The sequence below is a fragment of the Phormidium tenue FACHB-1050 genome, from assembly GCF_014696925.1.
Classification (GTDB): domain Bacteria; phylum Cyanobacteriota; class Cyanobacteriia; order Pseudanabaenales; family Pseudanabaenaceae; genus Pseudanabaena.
On record NZ_JACJQY010000040.1, the window covers coordinates 22,468 to 43,226 of the forward strand.

The 20,759-nt window shown below is 41.7% G+C and carries 17 protein-coding genes and 7 tRNA genes; 18 read left to right on the top strand and 6 right to left on the bottom strand.

Annotated features, from left to right (window positions below):
• Positions 1 to 9 precede the first annotated feature (9 nt).
• The gene (locus H6G05_RS19505) at positions 10 to 1,968 is read right to left on the bottom strand and encodes an ABC1 kinase family protein (protein WP_190580601.1); all 1,959 of its coding nucleotides are present in this window, start codon (positions 1,966 to 1,968) and stop codon (positions 10 to 12) included.
• Between the two features lie 143 nt (positions 1,969 to 2,111).
• Between H6G05_RS19505 and H6G05_RS19510 the strand changes: the two genes are divergently transcribed.
• Positions 2,112 to 2,468: a hypothetical protein gene (locus tag H6G05_RS19510; RefSeq protein ID WP_190580603.1), complete on the top strand. Its 357-nt coding sequence runs from the start codon at positions 2,112 to 2,114 to the stop codon at positions 2,466 to 2,468.
• Between the two features lie 68 nt (positions 2,469 to 2,536).
• Positions 2,537 to 2,881: a hypothetical protein gene (locus tag H6G05_RS19515; RefSeq protein ID WP_190580605.1), complete on the top strand. Its 345-nt coding sequence runs from the start codon at positions 2,537 to 2,539 to the stop codon at positions 2,879 to 2,881.
• 57 nt (positions 2,882 to 2,938) lie between these two features.
• Here H6G05_RS19515 and H6G05_RS19520 read toward each other — a convergent pair whose 3' ends face one another.
• Both H6G05_RS19520 and H6G05_RS19525 read right to left on the bottom strand, forming a co-directional pair.
• Positions 2,939 to 4,075 (bottom strand): SpoIIE family protein phosphatase, encoded by a 1,137-nt coding sequence (locus H6G05_RS19520; RefSeq protein WP_190580607.1) that lies wholly within the window; start codon positions 4,073 to 4,075, stop codon positions 2,939 to 2,941.
• A 175-nt stretch (positions 4,076 to 4,250) separates the two neighbouring features.
• On the bottom strand, positions 4,251 to 8,321 hold the full coding sequence (locus H6G05_RS19525) for a GAF domain-containing protein (RefSeq protein WP_190580609.1): 4,071 nt from the start codon (positions 8,319 to 8,321) through the stop codon (positions 4,251 to 4,253).
• 164 nt (positions 8,322 to 8,485) lie between these two features.
• Here H6G05_RS19525 and H6G05_RS19530 point away from each other — a divergent pair, with 164 nt between their 5' ends.
• Together H6G05_RS19530 and H6G05_RS19535 are read left to right on the top strand one after the other, a co-directional pair.
• Positions 8,486 to 8,998: a Dps family protein gene (locus H6G05_RS19530; protein ID WP_190580611.1), complete on the top strand. Its 513-nt coding sequence runs from the start codon at positions 8,486 to 8,488 to the stop codon at positions 8,996 to 8,998.
• Positions 8,999 to 9,315: 317 nt separating this feature from the next.
• Positions 9,316 to 10,452: a glycosyltransferase gene (locus H6G05_RS19535; RefSeq protein ID WP_242025663.1), complete on the top strand. Its 1,137-nt coding sequence runs from the start codon at positions 9,316 to 9,318 to the stop codon at positions 10,450 to 10,452.
• A 139-nt stretch (positions 10,453 to 10,591) separates the two neighbouring features.
• Here the strand turns inward: H6G05_RS19535 and H6G05_RS19540 are convergent, their stop codons facing one another.
• The 3 genes from H6G05_RS19540 to H6G05_RS19550 all read right to left on the bottom strand — a co-directional run bounded on the left by H6G05_RS19540 (position 10,592) and on the right by H6G05_RS19550 (position 13,664).
• Positions 10,592 to 11,419, bottom strand: a complete 828-nt coding sequence (locus H6G05_RS19540) for a hypothetical protein (protein WP_190580613.1) — start codon at positions 11,417 to 11,419, stop codon at positions 10,592 to 10,594.
• A gap of 137 nt (positions 11,420 to 11,556) precedes the next feature.
• Positions 11,557 to 12,894 carry a glutamate-5-semialdehyde dehydrogenase gene (locus tag H6G05_RS19545; protein WP_190580615.1) on the bottom strand — a complete coding sequence of 446 codons (1,338 nt, stop codon included), beginning with the start codon at positions 12,892 to 12,894 and terminating at the stop codon, positions 11,557 to 11,559.
• Positions 12,895 to 13,328: 434 nt separating this feature from the next.
• Positions 13,329 to 13,664, bottom strand: a complete 336-nt coding sequence (locus tag H6G05_RS19550) for a hypothetical protein (RefSeq protein WP_190580617.1) — start codon at positions 13,662 to 13,664, stop codon at positions 13,329 to 13,331.
• 92 nt (positions 13,665 to 13,756) lie between these two features.
• Between H6G05_RS19550 and H6G05_RS19555 the strand changes: the two genes are divergently transcribed.
• The 14 genes from H6G05_RS19555 to H6G05_RS19620 all read left to right on the top strand — a co-directional run bounded on the left by H6G05_RS19555 (position 13,757) and on the right by H6G05_RS19620 (position 20,741).
• The gene (locus H6G05_RS19555; RefSeq protein WP_190580619.1) at positions 13,757 to 14,056 is read left to right on the top strand and encodes an acylphosphatase; all 300 of its coding nucleotides are present in this window, start codon (positions 13,757 to 13,759) and stop codon (positions 14,054 to 14,056) included.
• Positions 14,057 to 14,306: 250 nt separating this feature from the next.
• Entirely contained in the window at positions 14,307 to 14,765 is a 459-nt protein-coding gene (locus H6G05_RS19560; protein WP_322096404.1) for an HNH endonuclease, read from the top strand.
• A gap of 87 nt (positions 14,766 to 14,852) precedes the next feature.
• A complete protein-coding gene (locus H6G05_RS19565) occupies positions 14,853 to 15,239 on the top strand; it encodes an alr0857 family protein (RefSeq protein WP_190580624.1) in 387 nt (128 codons plus the stop codon).
• Between the two features lie 202 nt (positions 15,240 to 15,441).
• Positions 15,442 to 15,515, top strand: a tRNA-Phe gene (locus H6G05_RS19570).
• A 110-nt stretch (positions 15,516 to 15,625) separates the two neighbouring features.
• Positions 15,626 to 15,698, top strand: a tRNA-Asn gene (locus H6G05_RS19575).
• A 14-nt stretch (positions 15,699 to 15,712) separates the two neighbouring features.
• Positions 15,713 to 15,785 (top strand) — tRNA-Leu (locus H6G05_RS19580).
• A 245-nt stretch (positions 15,786 to 16,030) separates the two neighbouring features.
• Positions 16,031 to 16,102, top strand: a tRNA-Pro gene (locus tag H6G05_RS19585).
• Between the two features lie 71 nt (positions 16,103 to 16,173).
• Positions 16,174 to 16,250: transfer RNA gene (locus H6G05_RS19590), tRNA-Met, on the top strand.
• Between the two features lie 51 nt (positions 16,251 to 16,301).
• Positions 16,302 to 16,374 (top strand) — tRNA-Thr (locus H6G05_RS19595).
• Positions 16,375 to 16,523: 149 nt separating this feature from the next.
• Entirely contained in the window at positions 16,524 to 16,994 is a 471-nt protein-coding gene (locus tag H6G05_RS19600) for a hypothetical protein (protein WP_190580626.1), read from the top strand.
• 40 nt (positions 16,995 to 17,034) lie between these two features.
• A tRNA-Arg gene (locus H6G05_RS19605) sits at positions 17,035 to 17,106 on the top strand.
• Positions 17,107 to 17,275: 169 nt separating this feature from the next.
• Positions 17,276 to 18,496, top strand: a complete 1,221-nt coding sequence (locus tag H6G05_RS19610) for a DUF4336 domain-containing protein (protein ID WP_190580628.1) — start codon at positions 17,276 to 17,278, stop codon at positions 18,494 to 18,496.
• A gap of 111 nt (positions 18,497 to 18,607) precedes the next feature.
• Positions 18,608 to 19,522, top strand: coding sequence for a class I SAM-dependent methyltransferase (locus H6G05_RS19615; RefSeq protein ID WP_190580630.1), 915 nt, complete (start codon positions 18,608 to 18,610; stop codon positions 19,520 to 19,522).
• Positions 19,523 to 19,526: 4 nt separating this feature from the next.
• Positions 19,527 to 20,741, top strand: coding sequence for a glycosyltransferase family 4 protein (locus tag H6G05_RS19620; protein WP_190580632.1), 1,215 nt, complete (start codon positions 19,527 to 19,529; stop codon positions 20,739 to 20,741).
• Positions 20,742 to 20,759: the final 18 nt, after the last annotated feature.

Below are 20,759 nucleotides of genomic sequence, written 5' to 3' on the forward strand. Positions count from 1 at the left end.
TTGTTTGGCTTACCAACTGCGACCGTTTACCGATCGCCTTAAGCCAGAGCCAACCAATTCGCGCTCTTCGCCTTGAAAATTGCTCATAGAATTATTGATTAAATCTTGCTGTTTATCATCTTGATATTTTTGCTCATCGCGTAATAACACCTCACGGACTGCCCGCACCATTGATCTCTGGGCAAGTTTAGAAATGACATCGCGCCCAAAGGTAAGTGTCTGACGCTTAGTGAGAATGCGAGTTGCTAAAGGCAAAATGTCGGTGGGAGCGATCGCCTTGTCTTTCTGGAGAATTGTCCATAGTCTCGCAATATAGCCCAAACTCGATGGAGTCTCAGTTTTAGCGATTGTTTCTTTGACTTGAGGATCAATTACGATATTGCCGATGGGTGACGTGCGAAATCTTTCTGGTAAACGCTTGCTTGCCTCAACTTCGATGCCTTTGACGATCTCATCGATGATGCGATCGTGCATAAATTCACTGCGATCAGAAAGTAAGAAATCAATTCCTTTGTCGAGAGTTCCATTCAAGTTGTAGTCAGGATTGGTTTGAGCATTGCTGAGCAAATTCTCTAGACGATTCCATCGGAATTCACCATCACGGAAGAGTAAATCCTTGAGAGCCATTCTTAACTCTGGAGCAGAGTCATTCAGCAAACGATTAGCAACGTAGGGATAGGCGACGGCTAAAACCTTGAAATTAGGATCGACGCTAAAGGCAATGCCTTCTAACGTGACGAGCGATCGGATGATCAGTGCATAGTATGCAGGGACTTGGAAGGGATAGTCATACATAATCTGTGATAACTGATCAGTCATGTCTTTAAAATCCATTTGTGTCAAGCTTTGACCTTCAGGCGGATTGAAGACTTCCGATAGTGCAGGGACGATCGCATCAAAGTCGATATCTTCAGTCAAAAAGCCTAAACGTACATAGTCTTTAGAAAGAGCAATAAAATCACGATTGACTAAATGCACGATCGCTTCGATTAGTCCAAAGCGTTGCTCTGAGGAAACTTGGCTCATCATGCCAAAGTCGAGATAAGCAAGTTTGCCATCACCCATTACTAATAAATTACCTGGGTGTGGATCGGCGTGAAAATAGCCATAGTCAAGCAATTGGCGCAAAGAGCATTGCACACCAACTTCAATGATGTGGCGACTATCAAAGCCAGCTTCTTTGACTCCCTGTACGTTAGTTAACTTAATGCCTTCAATCCATTCCATCGTCAATACACGCTTAGCAGTATATTGCCAATAGATTTTAGGAACATAAATCCCGTCCAATCCACCATAGTATTCAGCAAATCTTTCGGCGTTTTGACCCTCAAAGGTGTAGTCCATTTCCTCAAAAATGCGACTAGCAAACTCATCAAGGATGGCGGCTAAATTGGTACGCACAAACTTGAAAGTCTTTTTTAGCCATGTGGCAATACCGCGCAGGATATACATGTCGAGCGCGATACCTGCGGCAATGTCAGGACGTTGGACTTTGATGGCAACGAGTTCGCCTGTTTTGAGTTTGCCTTTATAGACTTGACCTAATGAAGCAGCAGCGATCGGGTTATCGGAGATTTCGGCATAAACTTCCGAGGGATCGGCTCCTAATGCATCGCGAATAAATTGATAGGCGATTTCGTTAGGAAATGGTGGTAGCTGATCTTGCAGTTCGGCGAGTTCGTCCATGAATACAGGTGGCACGATGTCAGGACGGGTCGAGAGGGCTTGACCAATTTTGATAAAGGCTGGACCGAGACGGGTTAGTAACTTTCTCGATTCGATCGCTAATTTTTTTAATTCTGTGGCTGAGGCTTTGGCGCTGAGGCGTAGTCTCAAAATCAACCAGATCAGTGGGACAAAAATCACTATGCAGCGCCACCAGACCCGCAAAGGTTGGTTGCGGTAGTAGTTTGCGATCGCGTCAATGTCATAACGATCTAACTCAAAGTCTGTTTTGGTTACGGGCATAGAATTTTTGTAGACTCATCTGTAGACTTAATGTATAGATTATTTTAACAATTTGTAACAAGATTCGGGATAGCTCTCTAGGCTTAAGTTTGATTTCAGTGAATGGAGTAAAATAAACCATAGATTTTTTATTTATTGCTGCTATGAGTCAAACCGATAACCTAGAAGAACGCTTTCGTGAGCTAGAGCGCGAAGTAATGGGCAATAAGCAACAAGCGAGTAGCCAGACCCATGATCCTAATAAACGCGCTGAACCAGAATTTGTGGCTGTTGGGCAAAGCGTAGAGGCAGCTAAAACTGGCTTAGGTAGTCTTATTGCTTGGGTAAATAGCCTAACTGGAGCAACTAAAGTTGCTGCGATCGTAGCGATCGGGCTAGTTTCATTTACAATTCTGAGTTTTGTATTTAAACTAGTATCACTTGCCATTTCCATCGGCATTATGGCGCTAGTCGGCTTTATTTTGTACAAAGTATTCTTTGAGCCAAGCCCAACAAAATAAATAATAAAAATCTTTACACAGTAGAGATTTTTATATCTAAAACTAAATGTCTATCAGGACTAACTCCTATGACTATTTCTCGTGCATCTCGTAGACCAATTCAGCCGAAATTGCGTTCTATGCCTCTACGGAAAACCCCTTCGGCGCTATACATCCAAATGCATCAACTCGCCAATGAGAAAGAGCGACTACAAGAAGAACTGGTACGAGTAAGCGATCGCCAGCAACAAATAGTTAATCGTCTTGCCGAGCTTGATCGCAATCTCGCGCAGTTGGATCTAGAGGTGGAGAATAATGCTGTAAGTGCAGAAATGTCAGAAGCACAATTTGTTAACAAAATTAAAGCTAAGCCCACAGAGCGTATTCAAACAATCCGTGGTGCGACTTACGAAAGTATGACGATTGAATACTAATAAATATTGGGCAAGGGGTTTTGAGTTTGCATTTTGCTTACAGCAAAATGCAAACTGTTAGGGGAAGTGAATTTGTAGTAGCGAAACATCATCACCAAATTTGGCGTTGGGAGTTTCGCTTTGGATTTTTTGCAAAATTGAATTTGTACTAATTTCTTCACTTAAGGAGAACTTTTCTACTAAGTAATCGAAAAATTTAGGCATTCCCCATATTTTGTCATTTTCTTTCAGAACCTCAAAGATGCCATCACTGCAAATAAAAAGTTTACTGTCTGGCGCTATCAATAGCTCCGAGCTAGCGTAATCAACATCAGGGAAAAATCCTATAGGCATATCTAGACTAGGAAGTTCTTGTATTTGCGGGTTTTCAGGAGTTCCAGAAATCAAAATTCCTTGGGGATGTCCAGCATTAGCATAAATCAGCTTACGTTGCGATCGCTCATAAACTCCATACCACATGGTGAAATAGCGCCCATTGTGCTGACTCATCTGAAAAGCTCGATTAAGCTCTATCATAATTGCGCTAGGCTCATAAAACTTCTCTTTCCCAAAGGACTGCGATCGCAAGAGATTTAAAATTGAAATAGATAATAATGCTGAACCTACACCATGACCAGAAGTATCGATTAAATAAATAGCTAAATGATCAGGATCTAGCCAATAAAAATCATAACAGTCCCCACCCAATTGACTAGACGGAATAAACTCGGCGGTAATGTTCACGTCACCCTTTAACGGCAAAGGTAATAAAGATTGGATATAGTCACCAGCTTCAGCAAGTTCGGCTTCTAGTAATTGCTTCTGTAGTTGTAAATCCTTGTTAAGTTGATAGATTCGCAAACCAGCCCTGACACTGGCGATTAATTCAGTTTTATCGATCGGTTTAGATAAAAAATCATCAGCTCCATTATCTAGAGCTTGTACTTTATCTTCTACAGCACCTTTAGAAGTTAATAAAATAAAAATTGTTGAAGATAATTTATCTTCCAACTTAATTTGACGACAAACTTCTAATCCATCGATGTCTGGCATCATCCAACCACAGATGATTAACGCTGGTTGATATTGTTTGGCGAATGATATTCCCTCTTTCCCATTCTTAGCTACAATTACTTCATACTTTTGTGCTTGCAGGGTATTTTTCAGTATCATTTGCATGACAAGATCATCATCGATTACAAGAATTTGTATCATTCTGATTACCTTATGGGCTACATATTATAGCAAAACATAAAATGGCGTAGCCATTTTGTATTTTGCCATAACATACAGACACTTGCATGAAGACAAATCAAAACCAAAAGATGAGTGGCGACGCTTCGCGTCGCCACTCATCTTTTGGTTTTATGTCCTAACAATATGCCTACAGCTATAACTTATTTGAATTTTGGATTTGTTCTACACCTTCGATAATTTGCGCTAGAAGAATTTTGGCATTTTTAGGTAAATCACCCTGTTTACTAGTTTCTTCCAATATGCTCGCACGCTGAGCAATGCCTGTAATACCGATCGCTGCACTGGAGCCTTTGATAAAATGCGCCCTACGCTCGACTTCAGCATAATGCTGTTGAGAGATACCGATCGTTAGAGCGTCTAAGTGTTCAGGCAACGAGCTAACAAAAGCGTGCAATAGTTCTTTCTGAAAAGCCATGTTTCCGCCAGATATTTCCTCAAGATATTCCCAATCTATTTCTAAAACAAATTCAAGATCTTGAGAATTTTGATTTAAAGTGTTGGCAGTATTCGTATTTGACAAAGAATTTTCAATTTCGGCTTCTAGTCTGGTTGAACTACGATTGGCAAATACTTGTCCCCAGTAAGATATTTTTTTTGCTAAATCTTCCTTACGCACAGGTTTACTTAGATAATCATCCATCCCCGATGCTAGGCAGCGATCGCGATCTTCTTGCATCGCATTCGCCGTTAGCGCAATGATAATAACCTTGGTAGAAGAAATCTCTTCTGCTTCTAAAGCCCGAATTTGGCGACTAGTACTATAGCCATCTAAGATCGGCATTTGACAATCCATCAAAATAATATCGTAATGAATTTGAGAACATAGATCTAGAACCTCCTGTCCATTTGCTGCAATATCAGTCTGATAACCTAAGCTTTGAAGTTGATTGATCGCCACTTTTTGATTAACTAAACTATCCTCTGCAAGTAAAATTTTTAGATTAGAAGGTAAGACTGGGGGAAGATCGCATGAAGGATAAATGGGAGGCTCAAAAACTGATTTTTGTGTATTTCCTGAGATACTTTCAATCAAACAATTTAAAAGACGCATCTTGCGAACAGGTTTGCGAAGATACTCAGTAAAGCCAATTTCGATCATGCGAGTCGCATCGCCACTTTGATCGAGGGATGTCAACATCACTAAGTGGATATCTTTGAGTTTGGTAGAGCTTTTAATTTGTCTCCCCAGTTGCTCACCATCAAGTTCAGGCATTTGCTTATCAAGAATGGCAATTTGATATGGATCGGTTGCCGTGATCGCTTTTTCTAGATAAAATAAAGTCAAATTAGATTGCTGAACTGTATCAACACGCATTCCAAAGCTACTGAGTTGATGGTAAAGAATATTGCAATTAGTAATACTATCGTCAACTACCAATACTCTCACGCCTTCTAGGATTTCAGCGCCTGCATCATTGCGAGGGCAGTTATTCTGTTTGTGGAAGGTAATTACAAACCAAAATGTAGAACCCTTATTCTCTTCACTTTGTAGATGGATTTCACCACCCATTAATTCTACAATTTGCTTGCATATGGCTAAGCCTAAGCCAGTACCACCATATTGACGAGTTGTTGAAGTGTCAACTTGAGCAAAAGGCTGAAACAACTTTGTTTGGGCTACTGGGGAAATACCAATACCAGTATCAATAATCGCAAATTTTAAGACTGCATCACTCTCAGTTTCAGATTGGAGCGTCACTTCAATTATGACTTCACCTTGAGAGGTAAACTTGATAGCATTGTTCGTCAAATTTAGCAAGATTTGACGTAAACGACTGACATCACCACGCAAGCATTTAGGCACATTGGGATGAATAAATGATGCTAGTTCAATACCCTTAAAATAAGCTGATGGTGCCAGAATTTCCGTGATTTCTTCGATGCTGATATCTAAATCAAAATCAAGATTCTCTAATTGCATTTCACCTGCTTCTAATTTAGAGAAATCAAGAATTTCGTTGATTAGATTTAATAAATGGTCACCACTAGAACGAATTGTGTCTGCGAAGTCTCTCTGCCGCTCATCAAGCTCAGTATCTAGGAGCAGTCCTGTCATCCCAATAACAGCATTCATCGGGGTGCGAATCTCATGACTCATTGTTGCCAAAAATGAGCTTTTTGCCATTGTCGCTTGTTCTGCTTCGGCACGCGCCAAATCTAAGGCGATATTTTGTTCTTGTAAAAGTTTAAGTTGTTCTTTTTCCTGGGCTAGCAATCTGGACTGGGCGATCGCAATTCCAATTTGATCGGCAAGCTGGCTCAGAAGACTGATCTCAAAAGATTCCCAATGCCTTGGCGCAGAACATTGATGGGCAATCAGCAATCCCCACAAACGAGCATTTTCAATAATCGGAACAACAAGGTTTGCTTGCACTTGAAAACTAACTAAAAGTTCTTTATGACATTCACTGAGATCAGATTCAGCAATATTGTCGATCGCTAATTTCCGTCCTTGTTGATAAACTTGCCAATATCCTGATTGAAAGCAAGTATCTTGAATATTCGTATTTAGGGAGGATTGCCATTTTGGATTAATCGATTCTACTTCTACAGTCCCACTCCAATCGGACTGAAATCGATAAATGAGGACACGATCAGCTCTAACTAGTTTGCGGATCTCACTAACGGATGTATTGAGTATTTCTTTAAGATTTAAGGATTGGCGGATGCGTAAAGCAATATCGGAAAGTAGCAGCGATCGCCAGTTCTGTTTATGTAAATCCCTCTCAATTTTCCGCTTTTCCATGAATTGACCGATCTGTCTACTGATTGCTGTGACTACGTTGAGTAGTTCAGGACTAGAATTTTGGTCTTGACGGCTAAACAAGGTAATCACAGCTAATATTGTCTCGTTCTCACCATAGACAGGAAAACTTAACGCATAGTTGATACCTAATTTCTTAACAGCTTCTAATTTATGAAAATTAGGATATTGGTCAACCTTCACACACTTAGCACATCCCTCAGCCCAAACGGAACCAATCAAACCCGATCCATACTTAATTGACATTAGTTGATGAGTTTGGATTAGTTCTGTTGAGTCAATTGTTGGATTGGTATAACTTGTCATGAGATTCAAAGTGTGGGGATAGCTACTGGTAAGCCACAGTTCCCCAATATCCCAAGATAATTGTTCGCAAAGTGTGCGTAAGATGCGGATGGCTGCGCTACTAAAGCTCGATGATTCTGCTAGAACTCGTGCGATTTGATTTTGGGTAGTTACCAATTTTTCCGTCTGTTGACGACGAAGCCGATCATGTTCAGCTTCCTTTTGAGAAGTTATATCTTTCGCAACGCCAAGAAACCCTGTAATCTCTTTCTGCTCGTTACGAATAGCTGTAATTGCTAGTAATACAGGAAGGCGATCGCCATTTTTACAAATATAAGTCCAGTCTTTTTCAAATACTTCCCCCAACTTTACTTTAGCTGTTAACACTTCAAAACCAACTTCAATGGTCTGGTTTAACTCGGCTGATAATTGCTGCGATCGCTCGTTAATTTCTCTAGTGTCGTGGAAGACTGTAAGGTTTTTTTCAATTATTTCTGTTGCCTTATATCCCAACATCAGCTCTGCGCCTGAGTTAAAGGATTGAATAGTCCCTTGCAAGTCAGTGGCAATAATCGCAAAGTTCACACTATCTAAAATCGCTTGTTGAAGCATTGAGACCTTCTTCGAGGTCTCAAGTACAGATACAAGAATCTTGGATGCTTCATTGTTGCGTCTTAACTCTAACTGGCTGATGACTAAGCGACTGAGAGCTTCGAGTTGTTGAATTTGGATAGATGTTAAGTCTCGTGGCTGGCGATCGATGACACATAAAGTGCCTAAGGTGAAATTATCAGAAGTTCTTAAAGGTATACCAGCATAAAAGCGAATATGCGGATCATCAGCTACTAGAGGATTGTCAGCAAAACGCGGATCTTCAAGTGCATCAGCCACTTGTAAGATTGCGTCATTAGCGACTGCATGGGCACAAAATGAAATGTCGCGCGGTGTCTCTGATACGTCAATGCCAACACGGGACTTAAACCATTGCCGATCGCGATCAATTAAAGATATCAAGGCGATCGGTGTGCCGCAGATACTAGCAGCTAGTTGCGTCAAGTCATCATATTCCTGCTCTGGCAATGTATCGAGGATGTTATATCTCTCAAGAGCAACTTGGCGATCGCTTTCATTGGAGGGTGTTTGAGGTTTTTGCATAAAATTAAACTAAACAAATATAGGAGTTGATTGCTTATTCCCCGTTTCACAGAATCTCTCATAACTATTAGTTACTAATTAGAAGGAGAGCGCTTTGCGCCGTCCTTTTAAACTATTTTAGTCGGGTTTGGTATAATGCAAACAGTAATAACAGGATAATTAAAATGGGCAAAAACAAGGAAAAATCAACTGATAAAGAGCTATCTGGTGCAATTAATATTGGAATTTCTGAAGAAGATCGGAGTGCGATCGCTGAAGGCTTATCGCGGTTGCTTGCTGATACCTATACTCTCTATCTTAAGACCCATAATTTCCATTGGAATGTGACGGGACCAATGTTCAATACATTGCATCTCATGTTTGAAGCACAATATACAGAGCTTGCCCTAGCTGTCGATCTCATTGCCGAACGGATTCGCTCTCTTGGTATTCCTGCACCTGGAACCTATTCAGCCTATGCGAAACTCACTTCGATTCCTGAAACTGAAGGAGTTCCTAAAGCGACAGAAATGATCAAGTTGCTAGTCGAAGGACAAGAAGCGGTAACACGCACTGCGCGTTCCATTTTCCCGATCGCTGAAAAAGCAAGTGATGAACCTACAGCCGATCTATTGACTCAACGGATGCAAGTCCATGAAAAGACTGCATGGATGTTGAGAAGTTTGTTAGAAGAATAATCATAAATTAGAGCGCTTTGCGCTTAAACCTAAGCTAAGGAAGTTTTTAAACAGCGCTGCTTTGCAACGCTTTTAAAAACTTCCTTAGGGTTCATTTGAATGCGCGGCTTAATTTAACGTGAGTTCGATATAGCCATTTGCATCGTGCGAAGCACGATGCAAATGGCGAAAAATGGTAAGAATCGCTTAGCGATTCTTACCATTTTTCGCTTTCGTCGAACTGACGTTAATTTACGATAGGATAAGTTTTTAGAATATAAGCATCTCCATCGAAGTTGAATAATCCGCTTTTTTTGATAGGTTTCCCGATATTTTTTTTGCTTTTACAAGTCCCCGCGACACTTGTACTACTAAAACGCCTTAGCACAGCCCGCGATCGCACAGCACCATTAATTCCCCTTGAGCCAGCAACCGAAGAATTAGCCAAGCAATCGCCTAAAGTTTCGATAGTCATCCCTACACTCAATGAGATCGATCGCTTACCGACTTGTTTAGAAGGCTTACGTGATCAAGCTGCCAAAGAAATTATTGTGGTGGATAGCCGATCGCAGGATGGCACACCCGAATATGTGCAGAAATTGCAAAAAGAGTTTCCTATTCCCCTCAAACTAATTACCGACGATCCTCTGCCCGAAGGTTGGGTGGGTCGTCCTTGGGCTTTACATACAGGGTTTTTAAATAGTGATCCAACTAGTGAATGGGTACTGGGCATTGATGCTGACACATTGCCGCAAAAGGGACTAGTAGCTAGTTTTGTGCAGCAAGCCACTGAGGACAATTTTGATATTGTTTCCCTATCGCCGAAGTTTATTCTCAAAACCGCAGGTGAGCAATGGTTGCAACCTGCCTTATTAATCACCCTGATTTTTCGATTTGGGGCAACAGGCGATCGCACCCAGTTTACCGAAGATCGTGTAATGGCAAATGGTCAATGTTTTTTATCAAAACGCGCCAAACTGGTTGAGCTAAATGGCTATGAACTCGCAAAATCATCATTTTGCGATGATGTTACCCTCGCTAGAGCCGCTGCCCAACGTGGTGCAAAGGTGGGATTTCTCGATGGTGCAGCACTGATGCAGGTGAGAATGTATACATCAATGGCGGAAACATGGCGCGAATGGGGGCGATCGCTTGATCTCAAGGATGCCTCAACCCCGACACAAACCTTTGCTGATTGCCTCTTACTTACGGCTGTTCAAGGCTTACCAATACCTTTGCTAATAGCATTGTCAATTTGGCAACCTGTACCATCGCTGTTGATAAATATTTGGTTCTGGCTCAATGCCTTTCTCATATTTATTCGCTGCTTACTAGTATTCGGCATTCGCACTAGTTACACCGAAGTGGGCTTTTGGTTTTGGCTATCCCCTCTAGCTGATCCCTTTGCTGTAATGCGGATTTGGATTTCCGCACTCACCAAACCCAAAAGTTGGCGCGGTCGCACTTACTCATAGAACAAAGGGGGCTTAAGCCGCCTTTGTCCTATAGGAAATTTTGCTTAAACAAACCACAAGAAAATTTTTAAAAGCGTTACAAGGCAACGCTTTTAAAAATTTCCTTGGTTTGGGGTTGAACGCTGAGCACTGCTTGAAGCTAGAAAAATACAACACGACTATCAAATCCTTGACGACGAACAGTTAGGTTGAGAGTCTCAGCACTGCCCCGATCAGGATAGCCCTGCACTTCGATATACGTGCCACGATGGGAAGAGCGTAATTGTGCATTAGGAGCGATCGCTTGGACTCGCTGCAACTCCGATACTAAACCCGTGGGAATAATCACGAAGTAGCGTAATTGTGCGCCAGAGGTCGAATTTTGAGCGGTGATCGGCGGAATACTTTGAGTCGGGAAAGATTGATTTTGTGGGGGCAGTGGTTGAGGCGATCGCACAATTTCGATCGCATTGTTAGTTGGAAAACCTGAGTTAGGCACGTTGGGTAATGGCTCATCCACTCGTACTGTTGGAATCGATTCCACAGGAATTGGCGCGGATGAGATGGGTGGATTATTGCTAGGGATGGCAGGTATCGAACTTACAGGAGCAGAGGGGAAAGTTGCAAATTTATTTTGTACTGTTTGGATTTGGGGATTTAGCCCTGCTTGACTAAACTGAGCAGCACGGCGTTGTGCAAGATTTAAGTTATTGAAGCGTCCTAGTTGCACCACCTGCTCACCTGTGGCTAAGCGACTGACAAATGCGTCGGGCGCTAACACCTTAGCCTGTTGTACATTTGCCACATTGGGTAAATAGACAAGGTACTGCGTGCTACTGGCATTGGTGGGGGCAGCTACTGGGAAGGAGTCATTTGGGAAAGACTGGGCGTTGGCGCTAAAGTCGTTCATCGCAGTGGTGCTAATACTCAACAGAGATACTAGTCCAAGGGAAACGTTGCGAAGAGTATTTTGTGTGTGGAGTCTCATATGCTTGAGCTGAAGGTAGCAAAAAATGAAATTGGGCGCGATTGTACCATACTCTACAAGACTCACGTAATCTCCTTTAGTTTCAAACATTAGCAAGAAGGGCGGCGCGAAGCGCCGCCCTTCTTGCTAATGTAAGGTTATAAATCACGATGGGTAAAGGCTTTAGCCTTTGCACCTGTGTAGTTAGCCACAATATGACCATCGCCCACAAGGCGATATTTATAAGTAACTAGCCCTTCCAAACCCACTGGCCCACGAGGCGGCATTTTGCTAGTGCTAATGCCCACTTCTGCGCCAAAGCCATAGCGGAAACCGTCAGCAAATCTGGTTGAACAGTTGTGAAATACCCCAGCAGAATCAATGTCGCTCATAAATATCTCAGCGATCGCTTGATTTTCGGTGACGATCGCTTCGGTATGTTTCGAGCCGTAGGTAGTGATATGGGCGATCGCCTCTTCTAGAGAATCAACAATTTTGATGGATAAAATCAAATCACAATATTCCGTTGACCAGTCGGATTCTTCAGCAGGATTGATCGCCATGATTTCCAGAGTGCGATCGCAGCCACGTAGCTCTACACCACGTTCTTGCAAAGCAGTGAACGCTAGAGGTAAGAATTTAGAAGCGATCGCCCTATGCACTAACATTGTCTCGATCGCATTACAAGCCGCAGGATATTGGGTTTTGCTATCGACTGCGATCGCTACAGCTTTTTCCAAATCCGCCGACTCATCTACATATAGATGGCAGACTCCATCGGCATGACCGAGGACGGGAATATGCGTATTGTCTTGGATGTAGCGCACAAACTGATTAGAACCCCTAGGAATAATCAGATCGATCAGTTTATCCATTTTTAAAATAGCTAAAGTTTCGGCGCGGGTGGTCAATAGCTGCACCACATTTGGCGATACGCCACCCTGTTTTGTAAATAGCTCTTCTAACGCTTTGTACATGACTAAAGCGATCGCTTCACAGGAATGTACTGCTTCACTACCACCTTTGAGAATTACGCCATTACCTGACTTAATGCCCAGCGCTGCAATTTGGGTAACAGCATCAGGACGCGCCTCAAAAATCACCCCAATTACGCCCAAAGGACAAGACAAACGCTCTAGCACTAAACCTGCATCTAGCTCACGATGAATTTGGCGATCGCCAATGGGATCTTCAAGGCGAATTACATCGCGCACACCTGCGATCATGCCTTTCAGTTTATTGGCATCCAGTTTGAGACGAGCGATCAAGGCGCTGGACAATTGGTTCGCATTAGCCGTAGCGATATCCTTTTGATTAGCTGCCAAAATCATTTCAGTTTGTTGCTCTAGAGCAATCGAGATCGCTTCTAAAGCCGCATTTTTGGCAGCCGTCGGCAATTTCGCTAAGGTGATCGCGGCGGTGCGAGTACGTTGGATCGACTCTAATAAATCTTGTGGCAAATCTTGTGACAAATCTATAGGTACATTCCCAGACACGTTAATCTCTATTACTTTTCGTGGATTACAGTTGTGAAGCAAATAAACCAAGAACTCAAGTTCTTGGCTAAAAGCTCAAGTCTGCTGAAGCAGACTGAAGAATACTTCTAATTAACCCGTTTCAATGGGTTTGAGCTTTGAGCATCGCACTTGAGTGTAGGGCTACTGCGTAAGTCTTATCTTAATACGAAAAGATCAAAGGTAAAGCGGACAAGGCCCTCCCTAAGTTATTCTCAATAAAGCTTGCGCCGTAAAATAAGGAACCAAATTTTGATAGCGCGGCGAAGCCGCGCTATCAAAATTTGGTTCCTTATTAACTAAGTACTTGGGCAAAATAAATTACCAAAACCCATAAAGTTGCGCCCCTGCGGGGCGCAACTTTATGGGTTTTGGTTTCACTTATAAGAAGGGACGCAAAGCATCACTTCTTAGTTTTAGAAACTACCTACACTCAGGGGAACCCAATCACCCTTGGTGGTTAAGCCTAAAAACATGGACTCTTGCGATCGGATTGATTTACCAGTAAGCGCACAAGATTCATTTCTCTGAGCTGTCGCCGTGACACTAGCGCGAATTTGTTCGGGTGAGATCTGCTTCTGCGTCGGTGATGTTTGCCGCTGATCAATGTAATCCCACAAAACACCACGGATGAGAGCCTGATAGCCTTGTCCTCCAGCAAGTTCCTTGAGCTTTTCCTTTAACTCGCGTTCTAGGCGAATACTGGTAACTTCCATCTCGGTAGTTGCAGGGCTTTGATGTAGTGTCTGCATAAATATTTCTCCTAGTTAGTTTACAAACTTAGATATCTATGTTTATACTACAAGTGTAGTATGACTATCTAAGAAATTCCAAGTACATTCCCATGAAATCCCATTTGTCCATCGGTCAGCATCAGAGCGGATATCCCCAAGTTTGGCAGCGAGCCAATACCTTGGCAATATCTGGCTTTGTGATGAACATTTTGGACAGAGATTCAATTGGGATTTGTGGCGATATTTACGGTGATATTTCTGGCGATCGCAGGAACTTAGAATCTCCCGACTATTCAGACAACAAGGGATCGAGGAGAGATGCTCTCACCAGCGTTAGCCGATTTATTAGTGCAATTAATCCAGAGACATACCCAAGCGGGAGGTATCGGCAGATCGCCATACCCACATAACGAGTAGACAATTAAGTCTTTCGCCCCCGCTTTCACACCTAAGAAAGCGGGGGCATTTTTTGTTTTCCAATGAGTACATACTCATTGGAAAACAAAAAATCAATCTTAGTAAGAGTTTTGAGGTTTCATTTTGCCTACGGCAAAATGAAACCAGCTATATCGTGAGGAGAAGCCAGTGCAATCTATCAACCAGTATGAACCAGATGTATTGAGGCAATCGGTAGTCGTATTTTCGCAAAACTATCTGCCTGTGAGCCGTATCAATATCAAACGTGCGATCGCTTTGCTCGTCACAGGTCGCGCTGAACCCTTGGAACTAATGAGCCAACAAACTTGGCAAGTTGTTTCCCCCAGACTCGTCCTGCAAGTGCCAGAGCATATCCGTCTGACGCTGACGAAATCGGAACGATTTTGGCGAGTTCCACCTGTCGCCCGTAGAGAAATCCTGCGTCGTGACAATCACACTTGTCAATATTGCGGCAACACTAAAAACCTGACGATCGATCACGTCGTTCCCCGCGCTAAGGGTGGCTTGAACACTTGGGAAAACGTTGTCATTGCTTGTGAACCTTGCAATAACCGTAAGGGAAATCGCACGCCTCATGAAGCCAATATGACTTTGCGGACTAAGCCCAAAGCCCCAATGCATCCTACCGTTGCCTTTGCTGAACAATTCTGGCGATCGCAGCAAGAAATAAACAGTGGATAGCGATCCATATCGCGATTTTCAAGTTGCCGATGACAGCTTGAAAATCGCTCCCAATTTAGAGTTGTATATTCTGGAGAATCAATCCCAATGTTGAAACTCACTTACACTGAAGCTGGATTGCACTTAGAGAGATTAGATATCTCCTTAGAGGAGTTTGTCACCAATCGGATGTTGCTCAGCTTGCGTTCTGGCTTATCAATACATATCGAATCCAGTCGAGCAGCATTTCTATTAACTGCGGATGTTGTGGATTTATTGTTACTAAAGTCTGTCATGTCCGATCGCCTCTCTAATAAGCTTAGTGTGGATAGAGTTGACGATCGCTATGTTGAAGTTTGCTTCAGTGGTACTTGGATATCTAGCGATCTCTGTGCTGAGGAAGGAACTCTAGTGACTGCTTTAGGCGATCGCGTTGAGTTCTATTTACACAAACTCTGGAAGATCAGCGAGTCTACTTTGACATTCGCAAATTGACATTCGGAAAGATGACATGTATTGCTTAGGAAATACATGTCATCTTTCTTGAAAAGCTTTTCAAAGAGAATCAAAATAATTTTGAGAAACCACTTGACAATCTTGTAGTACATGTACTACAAATATACTACAAGGCAATTACAAAAGCCTCTGAACCTTGACAACTGAATAATCATCACAAGTTCAAAACTATAAAACATTACTCTTAGTAGCTCAGTTGGTAGTAGCGCCTGTCTGAAGAACAGGAGGTCGTCAGTTCAATTCTGACCTAAGGGGCTTATCCCATAATCATGTGAAGTGTATTACACTTCACATGATTAAAATCATTGCCCAGTAAGGTTTTGAAGTTTTAAAAATGGCTTTTCCATTTTTAAAACTTGGATTATTGCCTTGTAGCTCAGTGGTAGTAGCGATCGCCTGTTAAGCGAGAGGTCGTAGGTTCAATGCCTACCAAGGCAGTTGGTATTTTTTTCGCTCCTGTAGCCCAATGGAAGAGGCGTTCGGCTTAGAACCGAAGCGTTGGAGGTTCAAATCCTCTCAGGAGTATCGAATAGAAGTAATACTTTGTATTACTTCTATTCTCTTCATAACAATTGCTTGATTTAACTACATCAGGTCATTGGAAATTATATCCAGTAAAGTTTGTGAGTTTTGAAAATGGCAAAGCCATTTTCAAAACTAGTATTATACCAATTCCCGAAAGTGTGGCTACACTTTTGGGGGTTAAAACCCAAACCCAGTAAGGGTTTTCAAATCACAAAATGGCGTAGCCATTTTGTGATTTGGTATTACCAGGTGTGGCGCAGAGGTAGCGCGGCTGCTTTGGGAGCAGAAGGTCATAGGTTCAATCCCTATCACTTGGATACAGCGCTAAGCGCTGAGAGCAATTCAAGAAAAACTTGCGAAGTAAGTTTTTCTTGAATTGGAAAAGCTATGCAGGGATGGAGCAAGGGAGGCTCTTGAGACTCATAACCTCAAAATCGGCAGGTTCAACTCCTGCCTCTGCAACCAACTATCACTTAGATTCATCGTGCAAAGCACGATGAATCTAAAAATACTTTTGCTGGTGTAGCTCAACTGGCAGAGCATCTGTCTTGTAAACAGAATGTTACAGGTTCAATTCCTGTCATCAGCTTAAAACCCGCAATAGATTTCTCCTACGGAGAAATCTATTGCCTACTAATTCAGGAGAACGATCATGTTGCATTTTTACTTATCCCATTCATTGAAATTTCTCTACTGCATCATCAGCATTCAGCACTCCGTTATTAGATATTTGAGATTATGAGCGAACATCGCCTCGAAGAAATTGTGATCGAACGTCCGCGTGGTGGCATGAGACAAAGCTCTCGCAGATTAAAAGGTGTACGAAAGAAACTCGATCGCTTAACCCTTGTGGCTGCCGAAGATGGTTTACTCAGTCCCTACTTAATTAAAGTAAGACAGAAAACCAAATACTTCTCCGATCATCTGGCTCCATTACGACGATTTTTGCGATCGCATGTTGGTCAACCTTGGGATTTGGTGTATAGCAAACTATGCGATCGCCTTGACCAAAGAACGGCGACTGGACAGCATGTGGTTACGCATCTCTGGCAGTACGTGGAACGCTATGTCGAAATTGTTGATGGCAAACCCTGCCGTAAGCCATATCAACCTCGCTACCTTGGCGACGGATGTTTTGGCAGAAGGTATGACGAATTTTATGTTCATCCTGAAACAGGGTTGCTATGTGAAGCAAAACGCTTGCTTTAAAAAATAGAGAGTGGGCTTTGCCCACTCTCTATTTTTATTTGGGAATGTCGCCTAATGGAGGGGCATCGATCTTCTAAATCGATCTGTGTAGGTTCGAGTCCTACCATTCCTGTAAAGCTGATTTGCCCGCTTCGTGGGCAAATCAGATTCTTTTGCTTTTTAAACCGATGTACTTATAGCTCACGCAAAACATGCGATTATTTAATGAAAGTTTGATTGGGGATAGCGATCGCATTATGATATTTGCACTGTAAATAGTATGCGTACTGAGAGCGAGGTTAATGACTGCCCAAACAACACATCACAAGTCTGAGCATGAGCCAAGCAGCCCAAAGGACTGGTCGTGGAAATTTTGGCAGGTCGTGCCGCTGTATCCCTATGGTCAGAGACGCACTATTCGCAAAGAAATTGTTAAGGATGCCATCTGGACTTTCGAGCAGATTCAGGGGATTTTTTATGTAGTTGTTCCAATCAGCATGACGGTGGTGAAACTAGCGGCTGGAGGACTGCTGGTATATGCGCCCGTTGCTCCGACTCCTGAATGTATTCGCCTCGTAAATGAATTGGTCGCTGAGCATGGCGATATCAAATACATCATTTTGCCCACCGTGTCAGGAATTGAGCATAAGGTTTTTGTGGGGCCATTTGCACGGCAGTTTCCCAAGGCTCACGTTTATGTCTCGCCACACCAATGGAGCTTCCCATTCAATTTGCCGCTCAGTTGGTTAGGTTTACCTTGGGGACGCACATCGCTGTTACCTGAGGATAGCTCAAAGGTTCCCTTTGCTGATCAGTTGGACTATGCGGTTCTAGGTTCGATTGAACTGGGATTAGGAAAATTTGCGGAGGTAGCACTATTTGACAAGCGATCGCAGACTCTTTTAGTTACGGACACGATTGTTTCCGTTCCTGAAAAGCCGCCAGAAATATTACAAATTGATCCTTATCCATTGCTTTTTCATGCAAGAGACAGCGCAGATGAACCAATTGTCGATACAGAAGTGAATCGGATTCGCGGTTGGCAAAGAACGGCTTTATTTCTATTCTATTTCCGTCCACAAGTTTTGGAAACTGTTTCCTTTTTTCAAGCCTTACTAGATATTACCAAAGCACCTGAGCGATCGCGTAAAGCCTTGTTCGGTCTATACCCTTTTCGCTGGAAATATAACTGGCATCAATCCTTTGAATCTCTACGAGGCAATGGACGCATTTTTGTCGCGCCCATCCTTCAGACTCTCATTCTCAATCGCGATCCGCAAACAGTAATTGCATGGGCAGATAAAGTTGCTAGCTGGAATTTTGTGCGGATTGTTCCTTGTCATTTTGACAATGCGATCGCGGCAACACCCACCGAGTTTCGTCAAGCCTTTAGCTTTTTAGAAAAGAATCCGCAACCTTCTACAATTACGAACCTGCCTGAAGAAGACTTTGAAGTTCTCAATCAAATCAATAATATTTTACAGGGCAATCGAATTATTTTTGAAGCCAAGGAAAAAATTTAAACTGACATATCTTTTCATAACCGCTATTTAATTTACTGCTATGTCCTTCTTTTTCATTTTTATTCTTTCTTAAACCCCAACCCCTTTCTAGAATGGTGTGAGATCTCAGCTATGATAACCAGCCCCCTAACTCATTCTCAAAATCTAACCTTACTAAAAACATTTAATACTGATCAGTTGATTAATGATTGGAAAAATATTTTTAATATAGATATAACTGAAGAATTACACAATTACCCAGAAGTCTATTTATTCCAATGCAATGAAAGCAAACTTAGATTCTTTTTCCCATTTGATATTGCTGGATCTGATAAACTGTATGAACAGTTAGAAGAGTTTGACTGGTACTATATGCCTCGTAAATGGGAGCATGATGTCGCTGTGGAAGATTTGAGAGGATGTAATGAAGTTTTAGAAGTTGGATGTGGGAGAGGCGATTTTGTCCAACGTCTGTGCCAAGAGGAAAAAATAAAAACTCAAGGAATAGAATTAAACAGTATAGCTGTTGATTATGGTCAAAGACATGGAGTGCCTATTTATCAGCAGGATATTCATGACTTAGCAGCAGAAAAACCTAACTCTTTTGATGCAATTTGTACTTTTCAAGTTCTAGAACATATTCCTGATTCTATTCATTTTCTTGAATCTATGATTCAATTACTAAGACCACATGGCAAATTAATTATTTCTGTTCCTAACTATCTATCATTTACTAGATATTGTGACAAAAATCTGCTGGATCAACCTCCACATCATATGACCCAGTGGAGTCTTACAACTTTTCATTCTTTGACTCAATTACTTCCCATAAAACTTGAGCATTATAGTTACGAACCTTTAGCTGAATACCACGTTGACTGGTATCTCAGAACTCAAATAGCAAGACTACCAAAGATATGGGCATTAAGTCGTATTGCTAATAAAGCAATTCAAGTTTTTATAAAACCATTACTGAAAAAAAGCTTGTTTTTAAGAAGATTAATTACTGGTCATACTATATACATTTGTTTTAGTAAGTCATGTTAACAGAATGAAAGTACTTCATATTAATCAATCTGATATTTCTGGTGGTGCAGCGATCGCAGGATATCGTCTCCATCAAGGGTTATTAGAACAAGGAATTGATTCTAAGATGCTAGTTGGTACTATGAAGACTGATAGTGATCGCATAGCATCTTTCCCTCGTAAATCACGTTTTGAAAATCAACTGAATCGGTTTACAAAATATTCTGGGCTTAACTATATTAATCTGTTTAGCAGTTTTAATATTCCAAAACATAATTTTTATCAAGATGCAGATATTCTCAACTTTCATAATTTACATACTGGTTACTTTAACTATTTAGCTATTTCTGCATTAACTAAAACTAAACCTGCTATTTTTACTCTCCATGATATGTGGAGTTTTACTGGACATTGTGCCTATAGCTATGACTGCGATCGCTGGAAAATTGGCTGCGGTAAATGTCCTTATCCTGAAACTTATCCTGCTATTTATCGTGATAGTACTAGCCTTGAATGGAAGCTCAAAAACTGGGTTTACAGTAAATCAAATCTGACAATCATTACTCTCAGCAATTGGTTAACGGAGCAATCTAAAACAAGTATGCTCAATCGCTTTCCCACTTACCACATTCCTAATGGTATTGATACAAATTCCTACCAACCATTAGATCGTCTGTTATGTAAAGCTGTTTTAGATATTCCTAGGAATAAAAGAGTTCTTCTATTTGGTGCAGATAGCCTTAAAGACCAACGAAAAGGAGGAGATTTATTATTAAAGACTCTGCAACAATTACCTCGATTTTTAAAATCTGAAACAGTACTTCTAACTTTTGGTAATGGTGGTGAAACTATTACCTCTGAATTAGGAATGCAAACTATTAATTTGGGATATATTAATAGTGATCGTTTAAAGTCTATTGCTTATTCGGCGGCTGATTTGTTTATTTTTCCTACCCGTGCTGACAACCTACCTCTAGTCCTACAAGAAAGTATGGCTTGTGGAACTCCAATGGTTTCCTTTGATATCGGTGGTGTTCCAGATTTAGTAAGGCATATGGTCACTGGTTATTTAGCAAAATCTGAAGATGCTAAGGATTTTTGTAAGGGTATTGTGATGTTACTAGAAGATGATCAATTACGGCAGACAATGAGTGTTAATTGTCGGGCGATCGCCCTTGCTGAATATTCTCTAAAACTACAAGCTAAGCGTTACATTGAGCTATATAAAAAGATTTTGTAAACAGTTATTTAAAAGGCT